Source organism: Enterobacter sp. NFIX58, from assembly GCF_900110475.1.
In the GTDB taxonomy this organism is placed as follows: domain Bacteria; phylum Pseudomonadota; class Gammaproteobacteria; order Enterobacterales; family Enterobacteriaceae; genus Enterobacter; species Enterobacter quasiroggenkampii.
Genome location: NZ_FODW01000001.1, coordinates 1 through 22,161, shown reverse-complemented (window position 1 = coordinate 22,161; position 22,161 = coordinate 1). Strand labels below are relative to the sequence as shown.

General features: G+C 58.1%; 18 protein-coding genes. 2 read left to right on the top strand and 16 right to left on the bottom strand.

All coding sequences use genetic code 11. From position 1 onward, the window contains the following. Nucleotides 1–38 precede the first annotated feature (38 nt). Nucleotides 39–1,772, top strand: a complete 1,734-nt coding sequence (gene argS / locus BMW97_RS00090) for an arginine--tRNA ligase (protein ID WP_045908200.1) — start codon at nucleotides 39–41, stop codon at nucleotides 1,770–1,772. Between the two features lie 76 nt (nucleotides 1,773–1,848). On the opposite strand, the gene BMW97_RS00085 is transcribed toward argS, so the two are convergent. The 16 genes from BMW97_RS00085 to BMW97_RS00010 all read right to left on the bottom strand — a co-directional run bounded on the left by BMW97_RS00085 (nucleotide 1,849) and on the right by BMW97_RS00010 (nucleotide 20,218). Next, complete coding sequence (locus tag BMW97_RS00085; RefSeq protein WP_090392673.1) at nucleotides 1,849–2,988, bottom strand: beta-galactosidase BglB; 1,140 nt, start codon at nucleotides 2,986–2,988, stop codon at nucleotides 1,849–1,851. Nucleotides 2,989–2,992: 4 nt separating this feature from the next. Further along, nucleotides 2,993–4,576: an MFS transporter gene (locus BMW97_RS00080; protein WP_045908199.1), complete on the bottom strand. Its 1,584-nt coding sequence runs from the start codon at nucleotides 4,574–4,576 to the stop codon at nucleotides 2,993–2,995. A gap of 262 nt (nucleotides 4,577–4,838) precedes the next feature. Then, nucleotides 4,839–5,231 (bottom strand): flagellar protein FlhE, encoded by a 393-nt coding sequence (locus BMW97_RS00075; protein WP_045908198.1) that lies wholly within the window; start codon nucleotides 5,229–5,231, stop codon nucleotides 4,839–4,841. Then, complete coding sequence (gene flhA, locus BMW97_RS00070) at nucleotides 5,231–7,309, bottom strand: flagellar biosynthesis protein FlhA (RefSeq protein ID WP_045908197.1); 2,079 nt, start codon at nucleotides 7,307–7,309, stop codon at nucleotides 5,231–5,233. Before flhA ends, BMW97_RS00075 begins: the two co-directional genes overlap by 1 nt. Then, a complete protein-coding gene (flhB, locus tag BMW97_RS00065; protein ID WP_021240449.1) occupies nucleotides 7,302–8,450 on the bottom strand; it encodes a flagellar biosynthesis protein FlhB in 1,149 nt (382 codons plus the stop codon). Before flhB ends, flhA begins: the two co-directional genes overlap by 8 nt. A gap of 148 nt (nucleotides 8,451–8,598) precedes the next feature. Further along, entirely contained in the window at nucleotides 8,599–9,243 is a 645-nt protein-coding gene (gene cheZ / locus BMW97_RS00060) for a protein phosphatase CheZ (protein ID WP_008500432.1), read from the bottom strand. A gap of 10 nt (nucleotides 9,244–9,253) precedes the next feature. Continuing rightward, nucleotides 9,254–9,643 (bottom strand): chemotaxis response regulator CheY, encoded by a 390-nt coding sequence (gene cheY / locus BMW97_RS00055; RefSeq protein WP_008500431.1) that lies wholly within the window; start codon nucleotides 9,641–9,643, stop codon nucleotides 9,254–9,256. Nucleotides 9,644–9,660: 17 nt separating this feature from the next. Beyond that, nucleotides 9,661–10,710 carry a protein-glutamate methylesterase/protein-glutamine glutaminase gene (locus tag BMW97_RS00050; RefSeq protein WP_090392328.1) on the bottom strand — a complete coding sequence of 350 codons (1,050 nt, stop codon included), beginning with the start codon at nucleotides 10,708–10,710 and terminating at the stop codon, nucleotides 9,661–9,663. Then, a complete protein-coding gene (gene cheR / locus BMW97_RS00045) occupies nucleotides 10,707–11,573 on the bottom strand; it encodes a protein-glutamate O-methyltransferase CheR (protein WP_008500429.1) in 867 nt (288 codons plus the stop codon). The genes BMW97_RS00050 and cheR overlap by 4 nt, the downstream gene beginning before the upstream one ends. Before the next feature lie 19 nt (nucleotides 11,574–11,592). Continuing rightward, nucleotides 11,593–13,194, bottom strand: a complete 1,602-nt coding sequence (tap, locus tag BMW97_RS00040) for a methyl-accepting chemotaxis protein IV (protein WP_045908195.1) — start codon at nucleotides 13,192–13,194, stop codon at nucleotides 11,593–11,595. A gap of 44 nt (nucleotides 13,195–13,238) precedes the next feature. Continuing rightward, a complete protein-coding gene (gene tar / locus BMW97_RS00035) occupies nucleotides 13,239–14,906 on the bottom strand; it encodes a methyl-accepting chemotaxis protein II (protein ID WP_045908194.1) in 1,668 nt (555 codons plus the stop codon). Between the two features lie 84 nt (nucleotides 14,907–14,990). Continuing rightward, entirely contained in the window at nucleotides 14,991–15,953 is a 963-nt protein-coding gene (locus BMW97_RS00030; RefSeq protein WP_045908193.1) for a Csu type fimbrial protein, read from the bottom strand. Next, nucleotides 15,950–18,334, bottom strand: coding sequence for a fimbria/pilus outer membrane usher protein (locus BMW97_RS00025; protein ID WP_045908192.1), 2,385 nt, complete (start codon nucleotides 18,332–18,334; stop codon nucleotides 15,950–15,952). The genes BMW97_RS00030 and BMW97_RS00025 overlap by 4 nt, the downstream gene beginning before the upstream one ends. Next, the gene (locus tag BMW97_RS00020; protein WP_045908191.1) at nucleotides 18,310–19,068 is read right to left on the bottom strand and encodes a fimbrial biogenesis chaperone; all 759 of its coding nucleotides are present in this window, start codon (nucleotides 19,066–19,068) and stop codon (nucleotides 18,310–18,312) included. The genes BMW97_RS00025 and BMW97_RS00020 overlap by 25 nt, the downstream gene beginning before the upstream one ends. A gap of 16 nt (nucleotides 19,069–19,084) precedes the next feature. Then, nucleotides 19,085–19,633, bottom strand: coding sequence for a Csu type fimbrial protein (locus tag BMW97_RS00015; RefSeq protein WP_045908190.1), 549 nt, complete (start codon nucleotides 19,631–19,633; stop codon nucleotides 19,085–19,087). A 12-nt stretch (nucleotides 19,634–19,645) separates the two neighbouring features. Further along, nucleotides 19,646–20,218, bottom strand: a complete 573-nt coding sequence (locus BMW97_RS00010) for a Csu type fimbrial protein (RefSeq protein ID WP_008500422.1) — start codon at nucleotides 20,216–20,218, stop codon at nucleotides 19,646–19,648. Between the two features lie 430 nt (nucleotides 20,219–20,648). On the opposite strand from BMW97_RS00010, the gene BMW97_RS00005 reads away from it, so the two are divergent. Next, nucleotides 20,649–21,914 carry a dicarboxylate/amino acid:cation symporter gene (locus BMW97_RS00005; protein WP_045908189.1) on the top strand — a complete coding sequence of 422 codons (1,266 nt, stop codon included), beginning with the start codon at nucleotides 20,649–20,651 and terminating at the stop codon, nucleotides 21,912–21,914. Nucleotides 21,915–22,161 lie beyond the last annotated feature (247 nt).

Sequence of the window (22,161 nt, the reverse complement as noted above, 5' to 3'; positions counted from 1 at the left end):
GTGGTTGTGAGCCCGCATCAAAAAAGTAAGGTATCCAGGTGAATATTCAGGCTCTTCTCTCCGAAAAAGTCAGTCAGGCACTGATTGCCGCAGGCGCGCCTGCGGATTGCGAACCGCAGGTTCGTCAGTCAGCAAAAGTACAGTTTGGCGACTATCAGGCTAATGGCGTGATGGCAGTGGCTAAAAAACTGGGCATGCCGCCGCGACAGCTCGCTGAGCAGGTACTGACGCATCTGGATCTCGCCGGCATTGCCAGCAAAACCGAAATCGCCGGCCCGGGCTTTATCAACATCTTCCTTGAGCCTGCCTTCCTGGCAAGCCACGTTGACGCGGCGCTGAAATCTGACCGTCTGGGTGTTTCCCAGCCGGAAGCGCAGACCGTCGTGATCGACTACTCTGCCCCGAACGTGGCGAAAGAGATGCACGTTGGCCACCTGCGCTCCACCATCATCGGTGATGCCGCGGTGCGTACGCTCGAGTTCCTCGGTCACAAGGTGATCCGCGCGAACCACGTGGGCGACTGGGGTACCCAGTTCGGGATGCTGATTGCTTACCTGGAAAAACAGCAGCAGGAAAACGCGGGCGAAATGGCGCTGGCGGACCTGGAAGGGTTCTATCGCGAAGCCAAAAAACACTACGACGAAGACGAAGCCTTTGCCGAGCGCGCGCGCAGCTACGTGGTAAAACTGCAGGGCGGCGATCAATACTTCCTCGAGATGTGGCGCAAGCTGGTTGACATCACCATGTCTCAGAACCAGCTGACCTATAACCGTCTGAACGTCACCCTGACCCGTGACGACGTGATGGGTGAAAGCCTGTATAACCCAATGCTGCCCGGCATTGTGGCTGACCTGAAAGCGAAAAACCTGGCGGTTGAGAGCGAAGGCGCAACGGTTGTGTTCCTTGATGAGTACAAAAACAAGGAAGGCGAACCGATGGGCGTGATCATCCAGAAAAAGGATGGCGGCTACCTCTACACCACGACCGACATCGCCTGTGCGAAATACCGTTACGAAACGCTGCATGCCGACCGCGTGCTGTACTACATCGACTCCCGTCAGCACCAGCACCTGATGCAGGCGTGGACGATCGTGCGTAAAGCCGGTTACGTGCCGGACAGCGTTCCGCTGGAACACCACATGTTCGGCATGATGCTGGGTAAAGACGGCAAGCCGTTCAAAACCCGTGCGGGCGGGACCGTGAAGCTGTCCGACCTGCTGGACGAAGCGCTGGAACGCGCCCGTCGTCTGGTGGCCGAGAAGAATCCGGACATGCCGGCCGACGAGCTGAAAAAACTGGCCAACGCTGTGGGTATCGGTGCGGTGAAATATGCTGACCTGTCCAAAAACCGTACCACCGACTATATCTTCGACTGGGATAACATGCTGGCGTTTGAAGGCAACACGGCGCCATACATGCAGTACGCCTATACCCGCGTGCTGTCGGTCTTCCGTAAAGCCAATATCGACGAAAGCGTGCTGGCGAATGCCGCCGTGACCATCACGGAAGATCGTGAAGCACAGCTGGCAGCGCGTCTGCTGCAGTTCGAAGAGACGCTGACCGTGGTCGCACGTGATGGCACGCCGCACGTGATGTGTGCTTACCTGTACGACCTGGCGGGTCTGTTCTCCGGCTTCTACGAGCACTGCCCTATCCTGTCTGCGGAAAATGAATCGGTCCGCAACAGCCGCCTGAAGCTGGCGCAGCTGACGGCGAAGACCCTGAAGCTGGGTCTGGATACCCTGGGTATCGAAACCGTAGAACGTATGTAATGCAAAAAACCCGGCGCAAGCCGGGTTTTGTTTTGTAGCCCCGGTAAACGCAGCGCCACCGGGGATATCCACAGGTTCAGAAGTATTTACGCAAATACTCCGTCAGACACAGTATCGCCATCGCCTGCCCATACGGCATTGAGGTCAGCGGGATCTGACGATAAAACTCAAGATCGCTCCCCATCCCCGTGCCGAACGACGTTTGCAACAGCTCGCCTTCCGGCGAGATATTCCTGACGATACCGCGAATTGCTTTTTCTGCCACTTCGGCATACTCCGCGCCAACATAGCGCTTGCGCACGGCTTTCAGAATGCCGTAGGCAAACCCTGCCGTGGCGGACGCCTCAAGATAAGAATGTGGATCGTCAAGCAGCGTGTGCCACAAACCACTCCCGTCCTGATACTTCGCCAGCGCGGCAATCTGCGCGTTCAATACCTGCACCAGGTAGCGGCGCACGGCGTTGCTTTCCGGCAGATCCACCAGTTCGAGGAAGTCCGGGATCACGATGGTGAGCCAGCTGTTGCCACGCGCCCAGCGGGCACGGGCAAAGTTATGATTACCGTCATAGCTCCAGCCGTGGAACCACAGTCCGGTCTCCCGGTCCATCAGATTCTGCACGTGCAGCAGGAACTGATACACCGCCTCTTCAATGTACTCCGGTTTGTTGAGCAGCTTGCCAATTTTCGCCAGCGGCAGCACCGTCATCATTAGCGTGTCGTCCCACATCTGCTGATGGTTCTCTTCCGCCAGGGTGATGTGCTGCATCCCGCCGTGTTCAGTGCGCGGCATCTCCGCCATCGCCCATTCCGCCCAGCTTTCCAGCCACGGCAACCAGGCCTGATTTTGGCTCTCTTCGTAACGATAAGCGAGCGTCAGGAACGGCGACATGGTATTAACGTTTTTGGTGGTTGCGCCTTCCGCAAAGCGGTCGGCAAACCAGCTGTCGATGATGTCGCGCATACCTTCGTCGCCGGTCTGGCAGTAATACTGCCAGATACCATACAGGCCAACGCCGTGCGTCCACTCCCATCCGGCCCAGCCTTTGGTGTCGATCACGCGCCCGTCGTCCAGCCGCAGCAAAAATTCCCCCGTTTTGTCGCGGATATTGACCAGATTATGCGTCACCTTTTGAATCAGCGATTTCAGCTCGTCCCGGGCGATAAAGCGCTCTGGCTGACGTAATAACGGGCTATGTTTGACAGGCCAAACTTTCATCATCTTAACCTCTGTTGTATGTCGAATTCAGTACCGCGCGATCCTTGAGAGAAGGTGCCGCTGGCTTATTGCGATTCAGATAACCGATGTTGTTATTGCCCCACAGTGACTCATAAGGCATACCGGCCAGCATCTCGACGGTGGCGCGGGCGTGTGGCGTCGCTGACTCAGGCATCGCATGACCACTCTCACGCATTTTCGCGGTCTCCTCGCGCAGCGTGCTGTGGGTTTGCAAATTGAGTTTGAAGCGCAGGGAAACAAGGAAGCCGCAGAACAGCACCAGGATGGTGCCCACGCTCAGGATCATCAAAATGGTGTGGCTCACTTCCGCAGGCTGCACTTTCTGACCACTGACAAAGCCGGACATCTGCATCACGATGCCCACCAGCATCACCGCACCGGCCTGCGACGCCTTGCGGGTCAGGGTCATGATGCCCGCGAAAATACCTTCGCGGCGCTGGCCGGTGATCACTTCATCCACGTCAGCGATGTAGGTGTAGGTATTCCATGGCACGTAGTTGATACCGCCACGACCCAGCCCTGCGACCGCAGAGATCAGCAACAGCAGAGCGTAGACGTCGCTCAGGCCAGCATAATAGAGTACGGCGTATGAGAGAGACGCCAGGCCAAACAGCACCACAACCATGCGGTAGGACGGTGCAGGCCCGAAGCGGATACACAGCGGGATCATGGCGATAACCGCAATGAACTGGAAGATAGCCATCGTGCCCAGCAGACTGGACGCCATTGACGCTTCCTGCATCAGCACGAACACCACGTAGTAGGTGAATACCGCGTTAAACACGTCCTGCGCGATATAGCCGCCGAGGTACATGCCCAGATGCTGACGGAAAATTTTGATGCGCAGCGTGGAGCTTAACTCAACGATCAGCCGGTTGAGGCTCTGCCCCAGCGTCAGTTTCTTCTTCTCTTCTTCAGCACGCAGCGCCGCTTCAGACCACTCTTCGCGCGGGCGCTCCCAGGTGAAGCACCAGACGAAGGTCAGCATCAGCGCGCAGAGCACAGAAAAGACCAGGCTTGCGTAGAAGAAGGAAACCGCGTTGTCTTTCCCGAAGTGGGTCAACAGGATCCCCGGCAGGAAGGAGGCCAGAATGGCGGACATCTGCGCCATAGAGATGCGCGCCCCGGAGAACTTCGTTTTCTGTTTAAAGTCGTCAGTCATTTCCGGCACCAGCGTTTCGTACGGCACCAGAATCATGGTGTAGACAATATCAAACACCAGATAAGTCAGCAGGTAATACCAGAAGCTCATGTCCCCAACCCACATCAGCGAGTAGCTGAACACGCACGGAATACCCAGCAGGATAAAGAACTTACGACGGCCAAAGCGCTTACCGAGCCAGGTCGTACCAAAGTTATCGGTTAAAAAGCCCATTAACGGGCTAACTACGGCATCCAGCACCCTTGCCGCGGCAAAGATGAACGTTGCTTCGATCGGTGAGAGTCCGCAGAAGGTGGTATAAAAATATAAAAGCCAGGCCGCCGTCAGGGCGGTGGTACCCGCCCCTAGGAAATCGCCTGATCCGTACGCAAGATAATTCGCGAGTCCAATTTTACGTGTTTTCATTGCCGTCAACCCTAATCAGTTTTGGGAGACTCCCTGCAAGCAAGCCTCGTCCGGGAGCTTTAATACGGCTACAGTAATTGCATCGGCTTGTTGATACCTTTCTGTTTCTGCCATTGCAAAGAGGGGGAATGGCAAAAATACAAAGAGTATGGTTACGCGCGTCACTGATTTATAAAACAGTGTTTCTTTTTGATCAAAAGGCGAGGTCAGTTTTGAGAGCCAGCCATCAAAATTGCCTGATGGCTGGTGAAAAGGCAGGGTGTTAGCGGTAGTTCACGATGACAGAATTGCTCTGCACCTTCAGCGCCGGGATCAAACGTCCTCCGCCCGGCACTTCCCAGATGAAACGCAAAGGCTCAATAGCTGGCACGCCGTTGAACGCCTGCGTTGTTCCATTTTCGCCGTCGATTTCGGTACAGCGCGTCTGAGAGCAGAGGCGCACCCGCAAGCCCGCTGGCGTAGGGCCAATCAGCCGGTAGTTCCAGACCACAAGGCCCATCTGACCGGAAACCTCTTCCGAAGCCGACAGCGGGTTAGACGACATAGCAACACCGCGGTTGCTGAGGGTCACCCCCATGCTGCTCGCCTGCCAGGTACCTCCCCCGGCAGCCTGCGCTGCCAGCGGGAAGAGCACTATCCAAAGCCACTTACGCATTATTTTCCTCCAATCGTCGCGGTCATGCGGATATGACGGTTATCCGACAGCTCCAGATTCGACAGCACGACCAGCTGGTTCAGGCTGCGACGCAGGAAGCGCGACAGCAGCGGACGCAGCGCGTGGTTCACCAGCAGCACCGGCGGCGCCCCCAGCATCTCCTGACGCGCCAGCGCCTCCTGGGTTTGCGCCAGCAGACGGTCCGCCAGGCCCGGCTCCAGGCCGCCCCCGCCCTGCAGAGCCTGCAGCAGCAGACGCTCAAGCGGCGTATCGAGGCCGATCACCTGCACTTCCCCGGTTCCCGGGAACCACTGCTGGGTGATTGCCCGTCCCAGCGCCACGCGCACCACCGCCGTCAGCTCGTGCGGATCGCTTTGTATCGGTGCGTGCTCGGCAAGGGTTTCCAGAATGGTGCGCATATCGCGGATCGGCACCTTCTCGTCGAGCAGGTTTTGCAGCACCTTATGCAGCGTGGTTAAGGTCAGCACGCCCGGGACCAGATCTTCCGTCAGCTTCGGCATCTCCTGCGTGACGCGGTCCAGCAGCTGCTGCGCTTCCTGACGGCCAAACAGCTCCGCCGAGAATTGCCCAATCAGGTGATTAAGATGGGTCGCCACCACGGTACTGGCTTCAACAACCGTATAACCCTGGATCTGCGCCTGCTCTTTCAGCGCGCTTTCAATCCAGATCGCGGCCAGACCAAAGGCCGGGTCGATAGTTTGCTCGCCCGGCAGCGTGCCTGCGGCGGTGCCGGGGTTAATCGCCAGCCAGCGGCCCGGATAGGCATCACCGCTGCCGATTTCAACGCCTTTCATCAGGATGCGGTAGCGCGCGGGCGGCAGGTCCATATTGTCGCGGATGTGTACCACCGGCGGCAGGAAGCCCATGTCCTGGGCGAATTTTTTACGGATACTGCGGATACGGCCGAGCAGCTCGCCGTCCTGCTGGAAATCGACCATCGGGATCAGGCGATACCCGACTTCCATTCCCAGGGAATCTTCGAGCTGAACGTCGTTCCAGGTCGCTTCAACGGCCTGGTTATTCTCCGGCATTTTGACCGGAACAGGTTCCGCTGCCGGTTTGGTTTCACGGCCACGCATCCACCAGGCAAGACCCAGCAGCGCCGCCGTAAACAGCAGGAAAACGAGGTTTGGCATACCCGGCACCAGACCGAGCAACCCGAGAACCGCCGCGGCCAGCAGCATCACGCGCGGGTTACTGAACAGCTGGCCCACCATCTGCTCGCCAACGTCCTGATCGGTGCTCACACGCGTCACGATGACACCTGCCGCAGTGGAAATCACCAGCGCCGGGATCTGCGCGACCAGACCGTCACCGATGGTCAGCAGCGTATAGCTTTCCGCCGCGTGGCCCATGTCCATCCCGTGCTGCAACACGCCCACCAGCAGACCGCCGACCACGTTAATCACCATGATCAGAATGCCCGCGATGGCGTCACCGCGGACAAACTTACTCGCACCGTCCATGGAGCCGTAGAAGTCCGCCTCCTGCGTCACTTCCGCACGGCGCTTTTTAGCTTCATCTTCAGCGATAAGACCGGCGTTCAGATCGGCGTCGATCGCCATCTGCTTGCCGGGCATCCCGTCGAGCACAAAGCGCGCGCCCACTTCCGCAATACGCCCTGCACCTTTGGTGATGACCATAAAGTTGATGATCACGAGGATGACGAACACCACGATACCGATAGCGAAATTACCACCCACCAGGAAGTGGCCGAACGCTTCCACCACTTTACCTGCCGCTGCCGCCCCGGTGTGACCTTCCATCAGGATGATACGCGTTGACGCTACGTTCAGCGCCAGTCGGAGCAAGGTGGTAAACAGCAGAATGGTCGGGAACGCGGCGAACTCCAGGGTACGCTGGGTGAACATCGCCACCAGCAGCACCATAATGGACAGCGCGATATTGAAAGTGAAAAGCAGGTCGAGGATGAACGCCGGGAGCGGCAGTACCATCATCGACAGAATTAGCAGGATCAGAATCGGCCCGGCCAGGATCTGCCATTGGGTCGATTTCAGGTTGCCGGGCAGGCGCAACATTGCCACCAGATTAGCCATCAGTGTCCTTCTCGTTCATAAAATCCAGCGCGGCAGGCACCGGAAGGTTCTCAGGTTTCACAGGCCGTTGACCGCCGGCCAGACGCCAGCGCTTCAACTGCCATACCCAGGCCAGCACTTCCGCCACGGCGGCGTAGAGTTGTCCCGGGATCTGTTGTCCAATATCCGCATGGCGGTACAGGGCACGCGCCAGCGGAGGCGCTTCCAGGATCGGCACGCGGTGTTCGGTGCCAATTTCCCGGATACGCAAAGCGATCAGCCCCGCCCCTTTTGCCACCACTTTCGGCGCGCTCATTTTGTTTTCGTCATAGCGCAGCGCAACGGAGTAGTGTGTCGGGTTGGTGACGATGACGTCGGCCTTGGGCACATCGTCCATCATGCGGCGACGGGCGGCGGCACGTTGCATCTGGCGGATACGCCCCTTCACGTGTGGGTCACCTTCCATCTGCTTATATTCGTCACGGATATCCTGACGTGACATCCGCAGTTTCTTGAAGTGGGTATAGAGCTGGAAGATCACGTCAAAACCCACCATCGGGATAATGCTGAGCACCACCAGCAGCGCGCAGAGTCCGACCAGATTCAGGGCATTGCTCATCGCGGTGAGAGGCGATTCGCTGATGAGACGCATCATTTCCGGCCAGTGGTACCAGAGGTAAAACCCCGCTGAGCTGCCCATCAGCACCGATTTGAGAATAGCTTTGAGCAGCTCGGCCCCGGTCTGCGCAGAGAACATTTTCGCAATGCCCGGCAGCGGGTTCAGTTTGGAAAATTTCGGCTGCAGCGATTTGGCGCTGAAGACCAGACCGCCGAGCATCACCGGCGAGACCAGCGCGACCAGCACAACCCCGGTGATCAGGGGCAGTAGCGCAACCATGGCCCCTTTAATCAGCTGAATAATCTGGCTGAGGATCAGATTCGGATCGTTGACCATACTGTGGTCAAAACGTAAGCCGGTTGACAGCATGCCCGCCAGCTTGCGGGCGAGCGACTCCCCGCCCCACCAGATAATGCACACGCCTACGATAAGGATCAGCAGGGAGGTCAATTCTCGGGATCGGGGGATTTGCCCTTCCTCACGCGCCTTTTCTAGTCGGTGGGGTGTGGGGGCTTCCGTTTTGTCGTCGTTCTCTTCTGCCACTGTGCACGCTCAGCCCATTACGTCACGGGTATCATGCCAGCGCAGCGGAAATCCAATGGCGGGAAAAGCCCGTTTATTCGGGCTCTTTTCGGTGATTTTGTCGCAAACCGCCTCAGGGGGCATCCCTCCCCTGAGGCGCAATGGACCATCAGAAGCCGAGGCTGTCCAGCAGGTCGTCCACCTGATCCTGGCTTGCCACCACGCCCGCCTTGCTGGCGTCGAGCTGTGGACCATTGAGCAGGCTTTCGTTCTCGCGTTTTGGACGGGCTGCCGGTTCCGGGATGTTCTCCAGCAGCACCATCAGCAGCTGGCGCTCAATCTCCTGAATCACATCCATCATGCGCTTGATAACCTGACCGGTCAGGTCCTGGAAATCCTGCGCCATCATGATGTCTAGCAGCTGGGCATTGGTGAAGCTGGTGTGACCCGGCACATCCCCCAGGAACTGACGGGTATCGGTCACCAGTTCGCGGGCATCCGCCAGCTCGATAGGGTTCTCAAACCACTCGTCCCAGCGTTTGGTCAGCGCTTTCGCCCCCTTTTCCATCGCATCCTGGTGCGGCTGCGACGCTTCCACGCTGTTCAGCGCACGTTCAGCGGCCTGAGCGGTCATCTGCACGACGTAGTCCAGACGATCGCGGGCATCAGGAATCGCTTCCGCCGCTTCGGCAATCGCCTGATCCAGACCCAGCTCACGCAGGCTGTCACGCAGCATGCGCGTCAGGCTGCCGATGCGGACGATGATGTCGCTCGGCGAGTGTTCTTCAACGGGTTTCATAGCAGGTTGCATCATAACCAACACCTCACATGCCGAGTTTCTCGAAGATCTTACCGAGCTTCTCTTCCAGGGTCGCCGCGGTGAATGGCTTCACCACATAGCCGCTTGCGCCCGCCTGTGCAGCGGCAATGATGTTCTCTTTCTTCGCTTCTGCCGTGACCATCAGAACCGGCATGGACGCCATTCCCGCATCAGCACGAATGGTTTTTAACAGTTCCAGACCGTCCATGTTTGGCATGTTCCAGTCGGAGATCACAAAACCAAACCCGCCAGCCTGCAGTTTGTTCAGCGCATCAACGCCGTCTTCTGCTTCTTCAACGTTGTTGAAGCCCAGCTCTTTCAGCAGGTTGCGCACAATGCGACGCATGGTGGAAAAGTCATCCACAACCAAAAACTTAAGCTCTTTATCCGCCATAAAATAATACTCCTGAGTCAAATACGTATTGCCTGTCCGGCACTGATTTTCGCCAGCATCTGCTGGCTTACCTGGCTAAGATCGACCACTTCGCTCACGCCACCCATATTGATGGCCTCGCGCGGCATGCCGAACACCACACAACTTGCTTCATTCTGCGCAATCGTCCAGGCGCCAGCCTGGTGCATTGCAAGCATTCCGGCGGCACCGTCGTTGCCCATCCCCGTCAGGATCACCCCCACGGCGTTGCGCCCCGCATGTTTCGCCACCGAATGAAACAGCACATCCACCGACGGACGGTGCCGGTTGACCGGCGGTCCGTCATGAATTTTGATTTGATAGTTAGCGCCGCTGCGCGCCAGCTCCATATGCTTGTCGCCCGGCGCGATATAGGCATGCCCCGGGAGCACGCGCTCGCCGTCTTCCGCCTCTTTCACGCTGATCTGGCACAGCTTGTTCAGGCGTTCTGCGAACGAACGGGTAAAGCCTGGCGGCATATGCTGAGTGATCAGAATACCCGGACTTGAGAGCGGCAATGGCTGGAGTACATGACGAATTGCCTCTGTTCCTCCGGTTGACGCCCCAATGACCAGCAGTTTTTCCGAGCTGAGTAAGGGACCGGCCTTCAGGGTCGTCGGCGCGGCCATCGGCGTGTGGGCGGCAAGCTTCGCCCGCGACGCGGTGCGGATCTTCTCGGCGATCATCTCGCTGTACGCCAGCATCCCTTCACGGATGCCGAGCTGCGGCTTGGTGACAAAATCCACCGCCCCCAGCTCCAGCGCGCGCAGGGTGATTTCCGATCCTTTCCCGGTCAGGGAGGAGACCATCACCACCGGCATGGGCCGCAGCCGCATTAATTTTTCGAGGAAATCGATGCCATCCATGCGCGGCATCTCGACATCCAGCGTTAGCACGTCGGGGTTATATTTTTTAATTAAATCCCGCGCTACCAGCGGATCAGGCGCGGTTGCCACCATCTCCATGTCGCTGTGGCTATTGATAATTTCAGTCATGATCTGACGCATCAGCGCTGAATCATCGACAGACAATACCCTGATTTTACTCATGCTTTTTCCTTACTCAGCGCATATACCGTTTGCCCACGCAGGCTAAACTCACGCACGAGGTTGCTGAAGTTTTCCGAGTGCCCGGCAAACAGTAAACCGTCAGGCTTGAGCAACGGAACAAACCGACGCAAAATGTCCTGTTGCGTCGTTTTATCAAAATAGATCATGACGTTACGGCAAAAAATGGCGTCGAAAGGCCCCGGCACGTTGTACTGCTTATCCAGCAGGTTAACGGGCGCGAATTCGACGCAGTTCGCCAGCTCCTGGCGTACGCGTACCAGGCCTTCATGCGGGCCCGTCCCGCGCATGAAATAACGCTGCAGCTGCTGCGGCGACAGCGTTTTCAGTTCATCCTGGCGATAAACGCCGTTACGCGCCTTCTCCAGCACTTCGGTATCGATATCGCTGGCGTAGACCTTCCAGCGCCCGGGCGCCATCCCCAGCGTATCGGCAAGGGTGATCGCCAGCGAGTACGGCTCTTCACCCGTCGAGGCGGCCGCACTCCAGACGCGATACTCCCCGGTGCGACGGCGCGCATGCTCGGCCAGAACCGGGAAGTGGTGAGCCTCGCGGAAAAACGCCGTCAGGTTGGTGGTTAACGAGTTAATAAAAGCCTGCCACTCTGCGCTGTTCTGGTTCGCCTCGAGCATGCTCAGATAGCGGCCAAAATCATCCAGCCCCAGCGTACGCAAGCGCCGCACCAGACGGTTGTAGACCATGTCCCGCTTATGATCCGCAAGCACGATCCCCGCACGCTGGTAGATTAACTGACATATCCGACGAAAATGCGCGTCGGACAGCGCGAGGCGCTGTGTCATCTGCAACAATAATGACGTTTGCCCAGGGGGCATTGGTGATGTCATAGCGCCTTCTTAATTACATTCAGGATACAACTGGCACGGCCTGCGACCGCCCGACTTCTGTTACTGCTTCAACGTGCTCTTTCACATTAAATACCGCGACCAGCCCGGTCAGACGATCCGCCTGGCTGGCCAGCTGATCGGTTGCCGCTGCCGCTTCCTCAACTAACGAGGCGTTCTGTTGCGTCACCTGATCCATCTGGCTCACCGCCTGGGCAACCTGCTCAATGCCGCGACGCTGTTCATCCGACGCCGAGGCAATCTCGCCCATGATGTCGTTCACCCGCGTCACGGAGGTGACGATTTCGTGCATGGTTTTCGCCGCAGTATCCACAAGCGTTGAGCCCTGCTGAACGCGTGAGACCGACTCTTCGATCAGCACCTTAATTTCTTTCGCCGCGTTGGCGCTGCGGCTCGCCAGGTTACGCACTTCACCCGCCACCACCGCAAACCCGCGCCCCTGCTCCCCGGCACGCGCGGCTTCCACAGCGGCATTCAGCGCCAGAATGTTGGTCTGGAACGCGATACCGTCAATCACGCTGATGATGTCACCAATTTTCTGTGAACTGGTGGCGATCTCCTGCATGGTACTGGCGACGTGGGACGCCTGGTCGCCGCCCTTCTTCGCCGTCATCGCCGCCTGTTTTGACAGGTCAGACGCCTGACGCGCGTTATCGGCGTTCTGGCTTACCGTCGCGGTCAGCTGCTCCATACTGGCTGCCGTCTGCGCCAGCGAGGCCGCCTGCTGCTCGGTGCGGGACGAGAGATCGTTGTTACCCGCCGCAATCTCTGAGATCCCGGTGTGCATGGCATAACTGCCCTGACGCACGTCGGATACCGTTTCCCGCAGCGATCCCTGCATCGCCTTCAGGCTGGCAAAAATTGCCGAAATTTCGTTCTTGCCGAACACCGCCACCGGACGCGCCAGGTCGCCTTTCGCAATACTGTCGAAGTGGCTGCTGATAATGGCCAGCGGCTGCACAATCATTCTGCGCGACCAGAGCAGCGCGGCACCGGTCAGCAACCCTGCCAGAATCACCACCACGGCAAAGATGACGCCCGACATGTGATAGCTTTGACGGCTCTGGTCACCGGCACGCTGTACAGACTGGTTAATATCCTGCTGCCACGCGTTAAAGCTGCCGTCAAACGCGGCCTGCGAGGCCTGAACCGGCGCGGTCATAAAGTCCGACAGCTGGTTGTTCTCAAGCCACGTCGCCTGATGGTCCAGATCGCTGTACCACTGTTCAAAATGGGTCTTCATGGCGGCCTTCAGCGCTTTCTCTTTCTCGCTACCGGTGGCCTGTGCCGTAAAGGCCTTAAACTGTGCGTCAGCCTGTTTCAGGCTGTCGCGCGCGGTGGCCATCAGCGCCTTAATGTCATCCGGCGGATAACTTAGCGCGGTTAAGGTTCCCGCCTTGTTCAGCGCAGTGCTTGCCTGCAACAGCACGGCACGGGTTTGTGCCAGTGCGGAGCGCTGCTGATTACTCGCCTCAACGTCCTGCAAATTCTGATAGCCATCGCGAAACGCCCAAAAAGACAACCCGTTACTGCCAACCTGCAACACACCGCAAAGGATCAGAATCAAAAACAGTGTGGTCGAGATACGAATACGATTTAACATCCACGCTCCCATCAAGCGGCAAGCAGCCGCGGTTTAATTGTCAGTCAAAATGTTTCCCAGTTTTCATCTTGTCCGGTCGTCGCGGTACGCGTACGGTTTGCAGCCGGTTCAGCGGCTGGCGCGCGGTACGTCGCCTGCGGGGTGACCGTGTTTCCAGCGAGTGAAGCGAGACGAAACGCCGAGACGGCCATCTTCAGACGGCTTGCCTGGTCTTCCAGCGCAGCGGCCGCCGCAGCGGATTCCTGCACCAGCGCGGCGTTTTGCTGTGTCACGCGATCCATTTCCGATACCGCCAGGGCAACCTGGTCGATACCACGACTCTGCTCATCAGACGCAGAGGCGATTTCACCCATGATGTCCGTCACGCGGGTGACAGCATTCACGATGTCATTCATCGTCTCCCCGGCGCTTTCCACCAGCACGGAGCCGGTATCCACGCGGGAGACGGAATCTTCAATCAGCGACTTGATCTCTTTTGCCGCGTTGGCGCTGCGGCTGGCCAGGTTGCGCACTTCCCCGGCCACCACGGCAAACCCGCGTCCCTGCTCGCCCGCACGCGCCGCTTCCACGGCGGCGTTCAGCGCCAGAATGTTAGTCTGGAAGGCAATGCCGTCGATGACGCTGATAATGTCGGCGATTTTCTTCGAGCTCTCGGCGATGTCGTGCATGGTTTTCACCACACCATCCACCACGCGGCCGCCACGCTGTGCCGTCTCGGAGGCGTTTTCCGCCAGCTGAGACGCCTGGCGGGCGTTATCGGCGTTCTGCTTCACAGTCGCGGTGAGCTGCTCCATGCTGGCCGCCGTCTCTTCCAGGGCGGACGCCTGCTGTTCAGTGCGCGAAGAGAGGTCGTTATTGCCCATCGCAATTTCGCTGGTGCCGGTATAGATGGCATCCGTGCCGCTACGCACGTTGGCGACGGTATCGATAAGAGAACGCTGCATATGGTCAACGCTGTTTGCCAGCTCGGTGATCTCATTACGCCCGGACACGGTCAGCGTTTTGGTCAGGTCACCGCCGGCAATGTCACGAATGTGGGCAATGACGCGACCGAGAGGGTTCAGCAGGATATGGCGAATGCCGTACCAGACCGCGATCAGCACAATGACCAGCGCCAGCGCCAACACCGCCATCTGCCATTTCGCAAAGCGGTAGTCATTCTGGCTTTCAGCAAACGCGGAGTGATACAGATCGCCACTGACCTTCGCGTACTCCCCCAGCGCCGCGCCGAGGGCGTTTTGCATCCCCTGCGTCGGCTGCGCGAAATAGGCGTCCATGTTGCCGCTCTCAAGGAACTGAATCAGCTCTGCCAGACCGGCATGATAGGCGTTGTATTTTTCGTCAATGTTCTGGCTCACCTGCTCCATCGCAGGCTGCGGGGTAATCTTTTTGAAGGCGTCGTAATGTTTTGCGGCGTCAGCGAGGGTGGCACGGGCATTTTTCAACAGATCGGTTTTCGCGCTGCTCTGCTGATTGTTGGGATCCATCATCATGCGCGCGGACGAGCGGCTCAGGTTGATACGCGTTTGCAGCATCAGATCCCACGTTGAGGTGAGCTCACTCTGCTGCAGGCGGAGATCGTTCGAGGCCGCAAAGCTGTCCTGGTTCTGTTTTAATGACGAGAAAAAAAGCCCGCCGGAGATGAGCTGAAGAAGTGCGAAAATGACCAGCACCATCATGAGCATTGTGACAACGCGGATACGGTTCAACATACAACACCTTCTCATAGATTTATTAACGGTGTTATCGGCACAGCCAACAGGAACTTTACATTTGCGAAAGGGAAAAGCGCGGGGTTAGAAAGCCACGTCGACAATCAGCGTATCGGTGTAGGTTCCGGCGGGTGGCGTGGCCTGATTGGTCAGCACTTTCGCGGTGTAGTTGTAGGTACGCAGGAGACCATCGGTACTGACCTGCGACGACGTCGCGCTGGTCCAGCGTTCGCTGCCGCTGCCGCCCCAGCGGTTACCCGTGGCTTCTTTATAGATGTCATAACTCAGGTAGTTACTGCCGCTTACCATCCGGCGCACGTTATTCAGCGCGTTAGCACCGTTGTTAATGCCGATGGTATACGTGCTGCCTTTGGTACAGGTGACGGCAATCGCCTGCGAGACGGTAGGGAAACTTTGCACCAGCGGCGCGCTGTTGAAGTTGACGTCCGGCGTGGTCATGGCGCTGCAGTCGTTGGTCACGGTCAGGTTAAGGAGAATGGTGGTCGTCGCCGTGCCCGTCTGATTGATTGTGCAAATACCGAGCGCGCCCACGGAGCAGACGCTGTAGTTAACGCTGAAGGTTAACTGCACCTGATACGGCCCGGCAGAAACGTTCTGTCCGGCGACGGTACGGAAATAGAGCGGGATGTTGTACTGCTTTGACCCCAGCAACCCCAGTAGCGTATTCCCGCTCCAGGTATACGATTTGCTTATCTGTACCTCGCTGCTGCTCGCGCAGCCCGCGAGTCCGCACAGCCGGGTGGGGATCACGTCCGTGATGGCCGCGTTGTCCGTGCGTTTCATGGTGGCCCGACTGCTGCCCGAGACCGATGCCGCGGTATAGGTCAGCGTCACCGAGTCGTTGGTCAACAGATTCAGTATGGCATCGCAGGCCACCACCAGCGTGCCGGTGGTTTCCACCTCCCCGGTTCCGCTGAGCGCAAACGACGTGACGCTGCCAAACGAGGCGTTGACCGTACTGACGGTACACGCCGCCCAGCCGCCGCCGGAAAACAGCAGCAGTATCAACAGCAGCAGGCGCTTCATGGCGACTCCCGGCACACCAGCGGACCGTAGGTTTGCAGCTTGTGCTCCGGGTTGGCTCCCACGGTCAGGGTAGCCCTGCAGCGTTTTCCATCAGGCGCGATCACCTCCAGCGGGTTCACATCGCTAAGATTCTCCAGCCAGGCGATGCCGTCATACCCCACCACCGCATTGCTGCGCGAAGCGCGTCGGACCTGGCTTCCCACCGGCAGCGCCTGGCCGCGTACATCGTGCAGAATGACGCTTGCCACCCGCTCCTGCTCCATTGGGAAATCAACCAGATAGCCGCTGTGACGCCGGATCGCGATCCGCCGCTCGGTCTCTTTCAGACGGGTATCCGCCGGCAGGTTCAGGGTATCAATGCGGTAGCTAGCCGGATAATACGCCGACACCCCGCTGACCAGCAGGTAACCGTTGTTATTCGTTTTACCGACGGGCTGATTCTCATAGCTGACGGGCACATCCGGATGACCGTCGGTACTAATGACGACAAACGCATCGTTGATCTTATTCGCGGCAAACAGCTCGCCGTCCATCAGAACAATCGCGCCCATCGCCTCGCCCCACCAGGTCATCATGTCCCTTTCGCCGTAGCCGCCGCCCTGCAGTTCAATATTGTTATTACGCCAGCCCAGCGTGCCCTGTTGATAATCACTGGATTTTGACTGGTTGGCCCAGGCCATGTTCCAGCTAAAGCCGCCGTCAGACGGCATGGCGTGGTTATAGTTGATGCGCTGGGTACTGCCGGCATCCGGGGTGTTTTCAACGGTGAACGCGGCGCTGTCGCGTGCCCCCAGCGGCACCTGCAGCGACAGCGCGACCGTCCAGTCTCCCCGCTGCTGGTCCCGGCTCCCGGCGAGGTAAATACTGCTCGCGCCCCACAAATTGCGACTCCATGAGAGATTAAGCAGCTCGGTTTTTTGACTGTCAAAACTTTCCACGCCGATCCAGGCCGCGCCGATGTTGCCGTACTGCCCCAGATTGAAGGTAAGAGAATACTGGTCCGTATTGCGGCTGAAGCTGGCGATGGGTTTATTGTTCTCGTCATACACCGTCGGCTGGTCGTAAAGGGCCAGATTGCCAAAACCGCGGTCACGGCGCGTGTGCTGGGTGGCGACGCTGAACTCGCTGGTGCTGTACTGGTAACCCCAGTTGATTTGCCCGCTCGTATCCCCGCGCATGCGGCTCTGCGAGTAAGCGGTATTCACCACGCCAAACTGGCCGAGTTTTATCACCGTCCCTGCCCCGCCCAGCGCCAGCTCCTGCGCCCCTTCCGCATGCCCTTCCAGGGTCAGCCAGTCCGTCACCCCGTAGCGATACGAGCCGCTGCCTGCCGCGGAGCCGTAGTCAAAATTCCTGATACCGTAATTACGCCGCAGGCTGCCCAGCGTCACGGCGCCGTCGCTCAGCCCTTTTTTAAGCAAGTCGCTGGTGACGTAAAACGGCAGCGTGGTGCTGACCTGTCGCCCCAGCGCATCCGTCGTGACCAGCACCGCATCCCCGGCGCCGTTGATATAGGGCAGATTGGTCAGGGTGAAGGGACCCGGCTGAAGCTGGGTTGAGCCGGAGCGATACCCGTTGATAAAAAGATCGACCGAGGTGGGTACCGCCGCTTCCCCGGCGAATTCGGGCAGGGGCCACGTCACCAGGTCAGGCCGCAGGGAGAAATCCCGCCCGACGCTGATCCCCCCCATCCGCACGCTGGAACTCCAGCTCAGGGCATCGCTGATCACGTCCCCGACGCTCCAGCTCATCGCGTCATCCTCATTGGTGAACAGCAGGGTCGTGTCATAGCGGACATACCCCTCCTGCTGCACCTCGTTGCCGGTGAAATTTTCCCGGGCATAGCCGGTGGAGGAAAACGAACCGTTCTCGTTAAAGTAGCGGAACTCATGCCAGAGAGACGCCTGTCCGCCGATATGCTCCGTGTGGTTGGTGTAAAGATCGTAATTGAGCAGCGCGCCGCGCCCGAAGTGCGGTTTGGCCTGCGTCGCTTGCGCGCTGAACGGCGTCACGCGGGACGCGACCCAGTCGCGGGGAACGGTCAGCAGCAGGCGCTGCGCTGCGCTGTCGTACTCGACCCTCACCTGAGAAAGCGAAGAGAGATTTACCTCGCCGGCAGGAACATGTTCCGGTGGCAACCCCGCGCGTAGCAGGTCGGCGCTGGAGATAAAGAAAGCGCCTTTACGCTGCGTCACGGGCACGACCAGACCGGTGTCGTAGTGGTTAAGCACGAGGGCAAGCTGGAAGACCGCTTCATCATGTATCGCCTGTGCCTGGGGCGGCGGCGGCAGGCTGTCATCGCCGGGCTCAGCCCAGGTCGCCGAACTGACGCAAAGCAGTATCATCATCGCCGGCTTCAGTTGACGGGCGTCGACTGCCATTGTGCGTCCCTGGCATTAATCTGCGCGCTCATCCGCTCCGGCTGACGAACGCCCGCGGGTACCGGCCAGCTACGGGTGCTGCCGGGAAGTACGTAACCCAGCAATCCCTCCGCAACCGTGCGTTTCTGCCCTCCCTGCTCCAGCGCCACCTGGCTCAGCCTGACATGGACATCCCCCCGATTCCGGACCTCCAGTGCTGGCTGCCCATCCGTTCGCGTCACCCGCCAGCTCAGGTTCCGGGTCTCCACCAGCGCGTGATGCGCCCCCTCTTTTATGGTCGGGATCCCCTGACCATACACAAACAGCGGAATGGAGTAACGCATCTGCAATTTGAGGCCGATGGTGGGTTCTGCTTTGGCATCAGGCTGAGGAATTTCATCCACGATAATGCGGTAGGCTTGCTCGATGCCTGCGGGAACGGGAGCTTGCTTAATAAGGCGGATAAGCTGCTTGCTGCCTGTGCCAATCGTGACGATGGGCGGGCTGGCGACCACATCCTGCTGTGCGGTGTAGCGCTCGTGTCCGTCCTCCTGCTTCCAGCGCACAATGCGCACCTGCATCGTTGTGGCGCTGTTTCCCTGGTTCTGGATCCACAGTTCTGTGGCGTTGGCGTCTGCCGCAAGCCATGGGTCGATCGGCCAGAGCAGAATGGTGGCTGCCGCCTGCGCCTGACCGGTTGCCACAGCCATTCCCAACGCGCCCACCAGACAAACAGGTCTGACAATTGGCTTCATCAACACTCTCCCTTTATTACCATGACAAGGTCACGGTGAGCTGATCGGAATACGTTCCTGCCGGGCTAAATCCGGTCAGTAGCGCCACGCCAAAAAGCGGCAGCGCGATGTTATTGCTGTTGCTATAGGTCACCGGTATCGCCTGGTTGACGCCAATCTCGCTGTTCGCGGCCAGCGAGCTGCTGCTGTAAAGCCGATATCCCACCACGTCGGCGCCGTTCGAGCGTTTCATGCGGCGAACGGTTGAATAATTCTGGCCGCCATTAATGCTCATGCTCAGCGCCACGCCTGGCGTGCAGGCGATAGATAAGGCCCCGTTTGGCACAAAACTGGTGCTGACCGGTGCGCTCTCGACGCCGTTATGGGTGCCAAAATCCAGCGTCCCGAGAAGCCCTCCGCTGCCGGTGGTCACCACACATCCCGGGACGATGGTCGCGCTGACTTTAAAGGACTGTGATGTCACCGCATTCGCCGCAGGCGTCATCAGCAATCCGACGATCAGCGCGAAAAAAGGCTGCACGTGTCCCTCTGCGCATATGCGCAGACCTGTGAGAGTTGCCTTCATGGCGGTGCAGGACTAATAGGTGACGCTGACGTTAATCGTGTCTGTGTAGGTTCCGGGTACGACCGTCACGCTGTTACCGCCGCCGGTAATACGTCCGTAGAGGGTGTAACTGTCCACCCCTCCTGCCGTAGAGGCGATCGGCAACGCGGTGTTATTGGCAATCACGCTGTTAAACCCGCTATCACTGTACAGGCTGTACGCCACGCCCTGAGCCGCGTTGGCGGTGTTAACCAGATAGCGGGCAGGTGTTCCTGGGGTGCCAACAACGGTACCGGGAGCGGTGGAGTTGGTGTTGCCGGTGATCGCCACCGTATAGCTGGCGGTCGTACATTGAATGGTGAAGGTGTTTCCGCCGCTGGCGCCGGTGAGCTGGGTGGTCAGAGTGGAAAACGTTGCGGGATGGGTGCCGAAATCCAGTGTCCCGAAGTTAATGCCGTTTTGCGTGGGCGATCCGTTTATCAGACAGCCGTTCGTGAGTGTCAGCGTCGCGCCGATGGTGCCGCTACTAGTGACGGCCAGCGCCTGATGGACCGTTGTCGCAGTCAGTAAGGTGCCTGCGCAGATCAAAAGGAGTTTTCTTTTCATTTACCACCCTCCAGAAGACGTCTCCGTTCCCTTGCCACATTTTATTTATTTCGTTCAAGATGTTAGCCCCGCTTAATGTTCCTCTGAGGGGGGTTATTGAGAATTTAGTTTACGGATATCGCTTCGACCACCTGCCCCTTAACGCATAAGCACTTTGTCTTATTGACTTCTTATTTCCTTAAATAACATGTAGTTAAAATCATTTTTCCCGCTTTTTTAATTTATTTTCTGAGAATATATCCATTAAAGTGTGATGCAGATCACAATATATCGTCATGGCAATAACAACAAAATTAATAAAACTTAAAAAGGAGTTGTATCCCCCTACGCTTTGCGTCAATTTATGTGCCGAATAATTTCCCGCGTCGTAATAAAAAATTTATATGTATCGCCGCGGGCTACATCTGAAGCGCATAGAGGGTCTTTTTTCGTGGCAAGTGCAAACAAACTCACACTCTTCATCGTGATATTCATGCTGGCGGGTATTCTTTCAGGGGCAGCAATTCATGAATATGCATCTGCGGATGCCATCAAAGCCTGGTCGGATAATATTACCCTTCTGACCGATATTTTCCTCCGACTGATCAAAATGGTCATTGCCCCCCTGGTGTTCAGTACGCTCACCGTCGGCATTATGAAGCTGGGCGAAACCTCTACCATTGGCCGCGTGGGCGGCAAAGCGATGGTATGGTTTATCAGCTCATCCGTGCTCTCTATTCTGGTCGGCCTGTTTATCGTCACGCTGGAGCATCCGGGAAGCGGGCTGAACCTGACCATCCCGACCGAGGCGGTGGATACCGGTCTGGCCGTTGGGGGAATGACGCTAAAAGCGTTCCTGTCACACACCATTCCAACCAGCATCGCGGGGGCGATGTCGAACAATGAGATCCTGCAGATTGTGGTGTTCTCCATGTTCTTCGGCATTGGCGGCGCGTCGCTGGGGCAGAAATTCAATGCCCCACTGGTGGCTGCGCTGGACGTGGTTTCCCATATCATGCTGAAGGTCACGGGTTATGTGATGTACGTTGCGCCGCTGGCCATTTTCGCGGCAATCTCATCCGTTATCGCCACGCAGGGTCTGGGCATTCTGTTGAACTATGCCTCCTTTATTGGCGGCTACTATGTTGCCATTCTTCTCACCTGCATGGTGCTGCTGGCCGTGGGTTACATGGTGCTGAAAAAAGAGGTGTTCCGCCTGGTCAGCATGCTGAAAGATCCAGTTCTGGTGGCGTTTACCACCAGCAGTTCTGAAGCGGCCTACCCTAAAACGCTGGAGCAGCTGGAGCGTTTTGGCTGCTCGCGCAACATTGCCTCTTTCGTGCTGCCGATTGGCTACTCCTTCAACCTGGTGGGGTCGATGGTGTACTGCTCTTTCGCCTCAATGTTTATCGCTCAGGCGTACAACATTCACCTGAGCTTCTCTGAAGTGACGGTGCTGATGCTGACTCTGATGCTGGCCTCAAAAGGGATTGCGGGCGTACCGCGCTCCTCGCTGGTGGTGCTGGCCGCGACGATCCCAAGCTTCAACATTCCGGTCGCCGGTATTTTGCTGCTGATGGGGATCGACCACTTCCTGGATATGGGCCGTTCCGCGATTAACGTGTTGGGGAATGGTATTGCGACCGCGATGCTGTCGCAGAATGAAGGTGCGCGGGACGCGGACGCTGAAGCTGAGCTGGTAAAGCAGGAAGCGTAATGGCATGAAAAAGCCGGGTGGCGGCTTCGCCTTACCCGGCCTACAAATGGCTCGAACACGTAGGCCGGGTAAGCGTCAGCGCCACCCGGCTTTGTTTTTATGCCACGTGACTCGCCGTGATATCCTGCAGTGAAGACGGCCCCGAGCATTAACGTATGGGTGGCCACGGAAGCTGAGCTGGTGGAGCAGGATGTAAAAAAGCCGGGTGGCGGCTTCGCCTTACCCGGCCTACAAATGGCTCGAACAC

Excerpts from the sequence above, each read along its gene's own strand:
- BMW97_RS00010 (WP_008500422.1), bottom strand. The coding sequence starts at position 20,218 with ATGAAAAGAAAACTCCTTTTGATCTGCGCAGGCACCTTACTGACTGCG.
- BMW97_RS00085 (WP_090392673.1), bottom strand. The coding sequence starts at position 2,988 with ATGAAAGTTTGGCCTGTCAAACATAGCCCGTTATTACGTCAGCCAGAG.
- tar (WP_045908194.1), bottom strand. The coding sequence starts at position 14,906 with ATGTTGAACCGTATCCGCGTTGTCACAATGCTCATGATGGTGCTGGTC.
- BMW97_RS00025 (WP_045908192.1), bottom strand. The coding sequence starts at position 18,334 with ATGGCAGTCGACGCCCGTCAACTGAAGCCGGCGATGATGATACTGCTT.
- flhA (WP_045908197.1), bottom strand. The coding sequence starts at position 7,309 with ATGGCTAATCTGGTGGCAATGTTGCGCCTGCCCGGCAACCTGAAATCG.
- tap (WP_045908195.1), bottom strand. The coding sequence starts at position 13,194 with ATGTTAAATCGTATTCGTATCTCGACCACACTGTTTTTGATTCTGATC.
- cheY (WP_008500431.1), bottom strand. The coding sequence starts at position 9,643 with ATGGCGGATAAAGAGCTTAAGTTTTTGGTTGTGGATGACTTTTCCACC.
- cheR (WP_008500429.1), bottom strand. The coding sequence starts at position 11,573 with ATGACATCACCAATGCCCCCTGGGCAAACGTCATTATTGTTGCAGATG.
- BMW97_RS00080 (WP_045908199.1), bottom strand. The coding sequence starts at position 4,576 with ATGAAAACACGTAAAATTGGACTCGCGAATTATCTTGCGTACGGATCA.
- BMW97_RS00050 (WP_090392328.1), bottom strand. The coding sequence starts at position 10,710 with ATGAGTAAAATCAGGGTATTGTCTGTCGATGATTCAGCGCTGATGCGT.
- BMW97_RS00075 (WP_045908198.1), bottom strand. The coding sequence starts at position 5,231 with ATGCGTAAGTGGCTTTGGATAGTGCTCTTCCCGCTGGCAGCGCAGGCT.
- BMW97_RS00020 (WP_045908191.1), bottom strand. The coding sequence starts at position 19,068 with ATGAAGCCAATTGTCAGACCTGTTTGTCTGGTGGGCGCGTTGGGAATG.
- BMW97_RS00030 (WP_045908193.1), bottom strand. The coding sequence starts at position 15,953 with ATGAAGCGCCTGCTGCTGTTGATACTGCTGCTGTTTTCCGGCGGCGGC.
- BMW97_RS00015 (WP_045908190.1), bottom strand. The coding sequence starts at position 19,633 with ATGAAGGCAACTCTCACAGGTCTGCGCATATGCGCAGAGGGACACGTG.
- cheZ (WP_008500432.1), bottom strand. The coding sequence starts at position 9,243 with ATGATGCAACCTGCTATGAAACCCGTTGAAGAACACTCGCCGAGCGAC.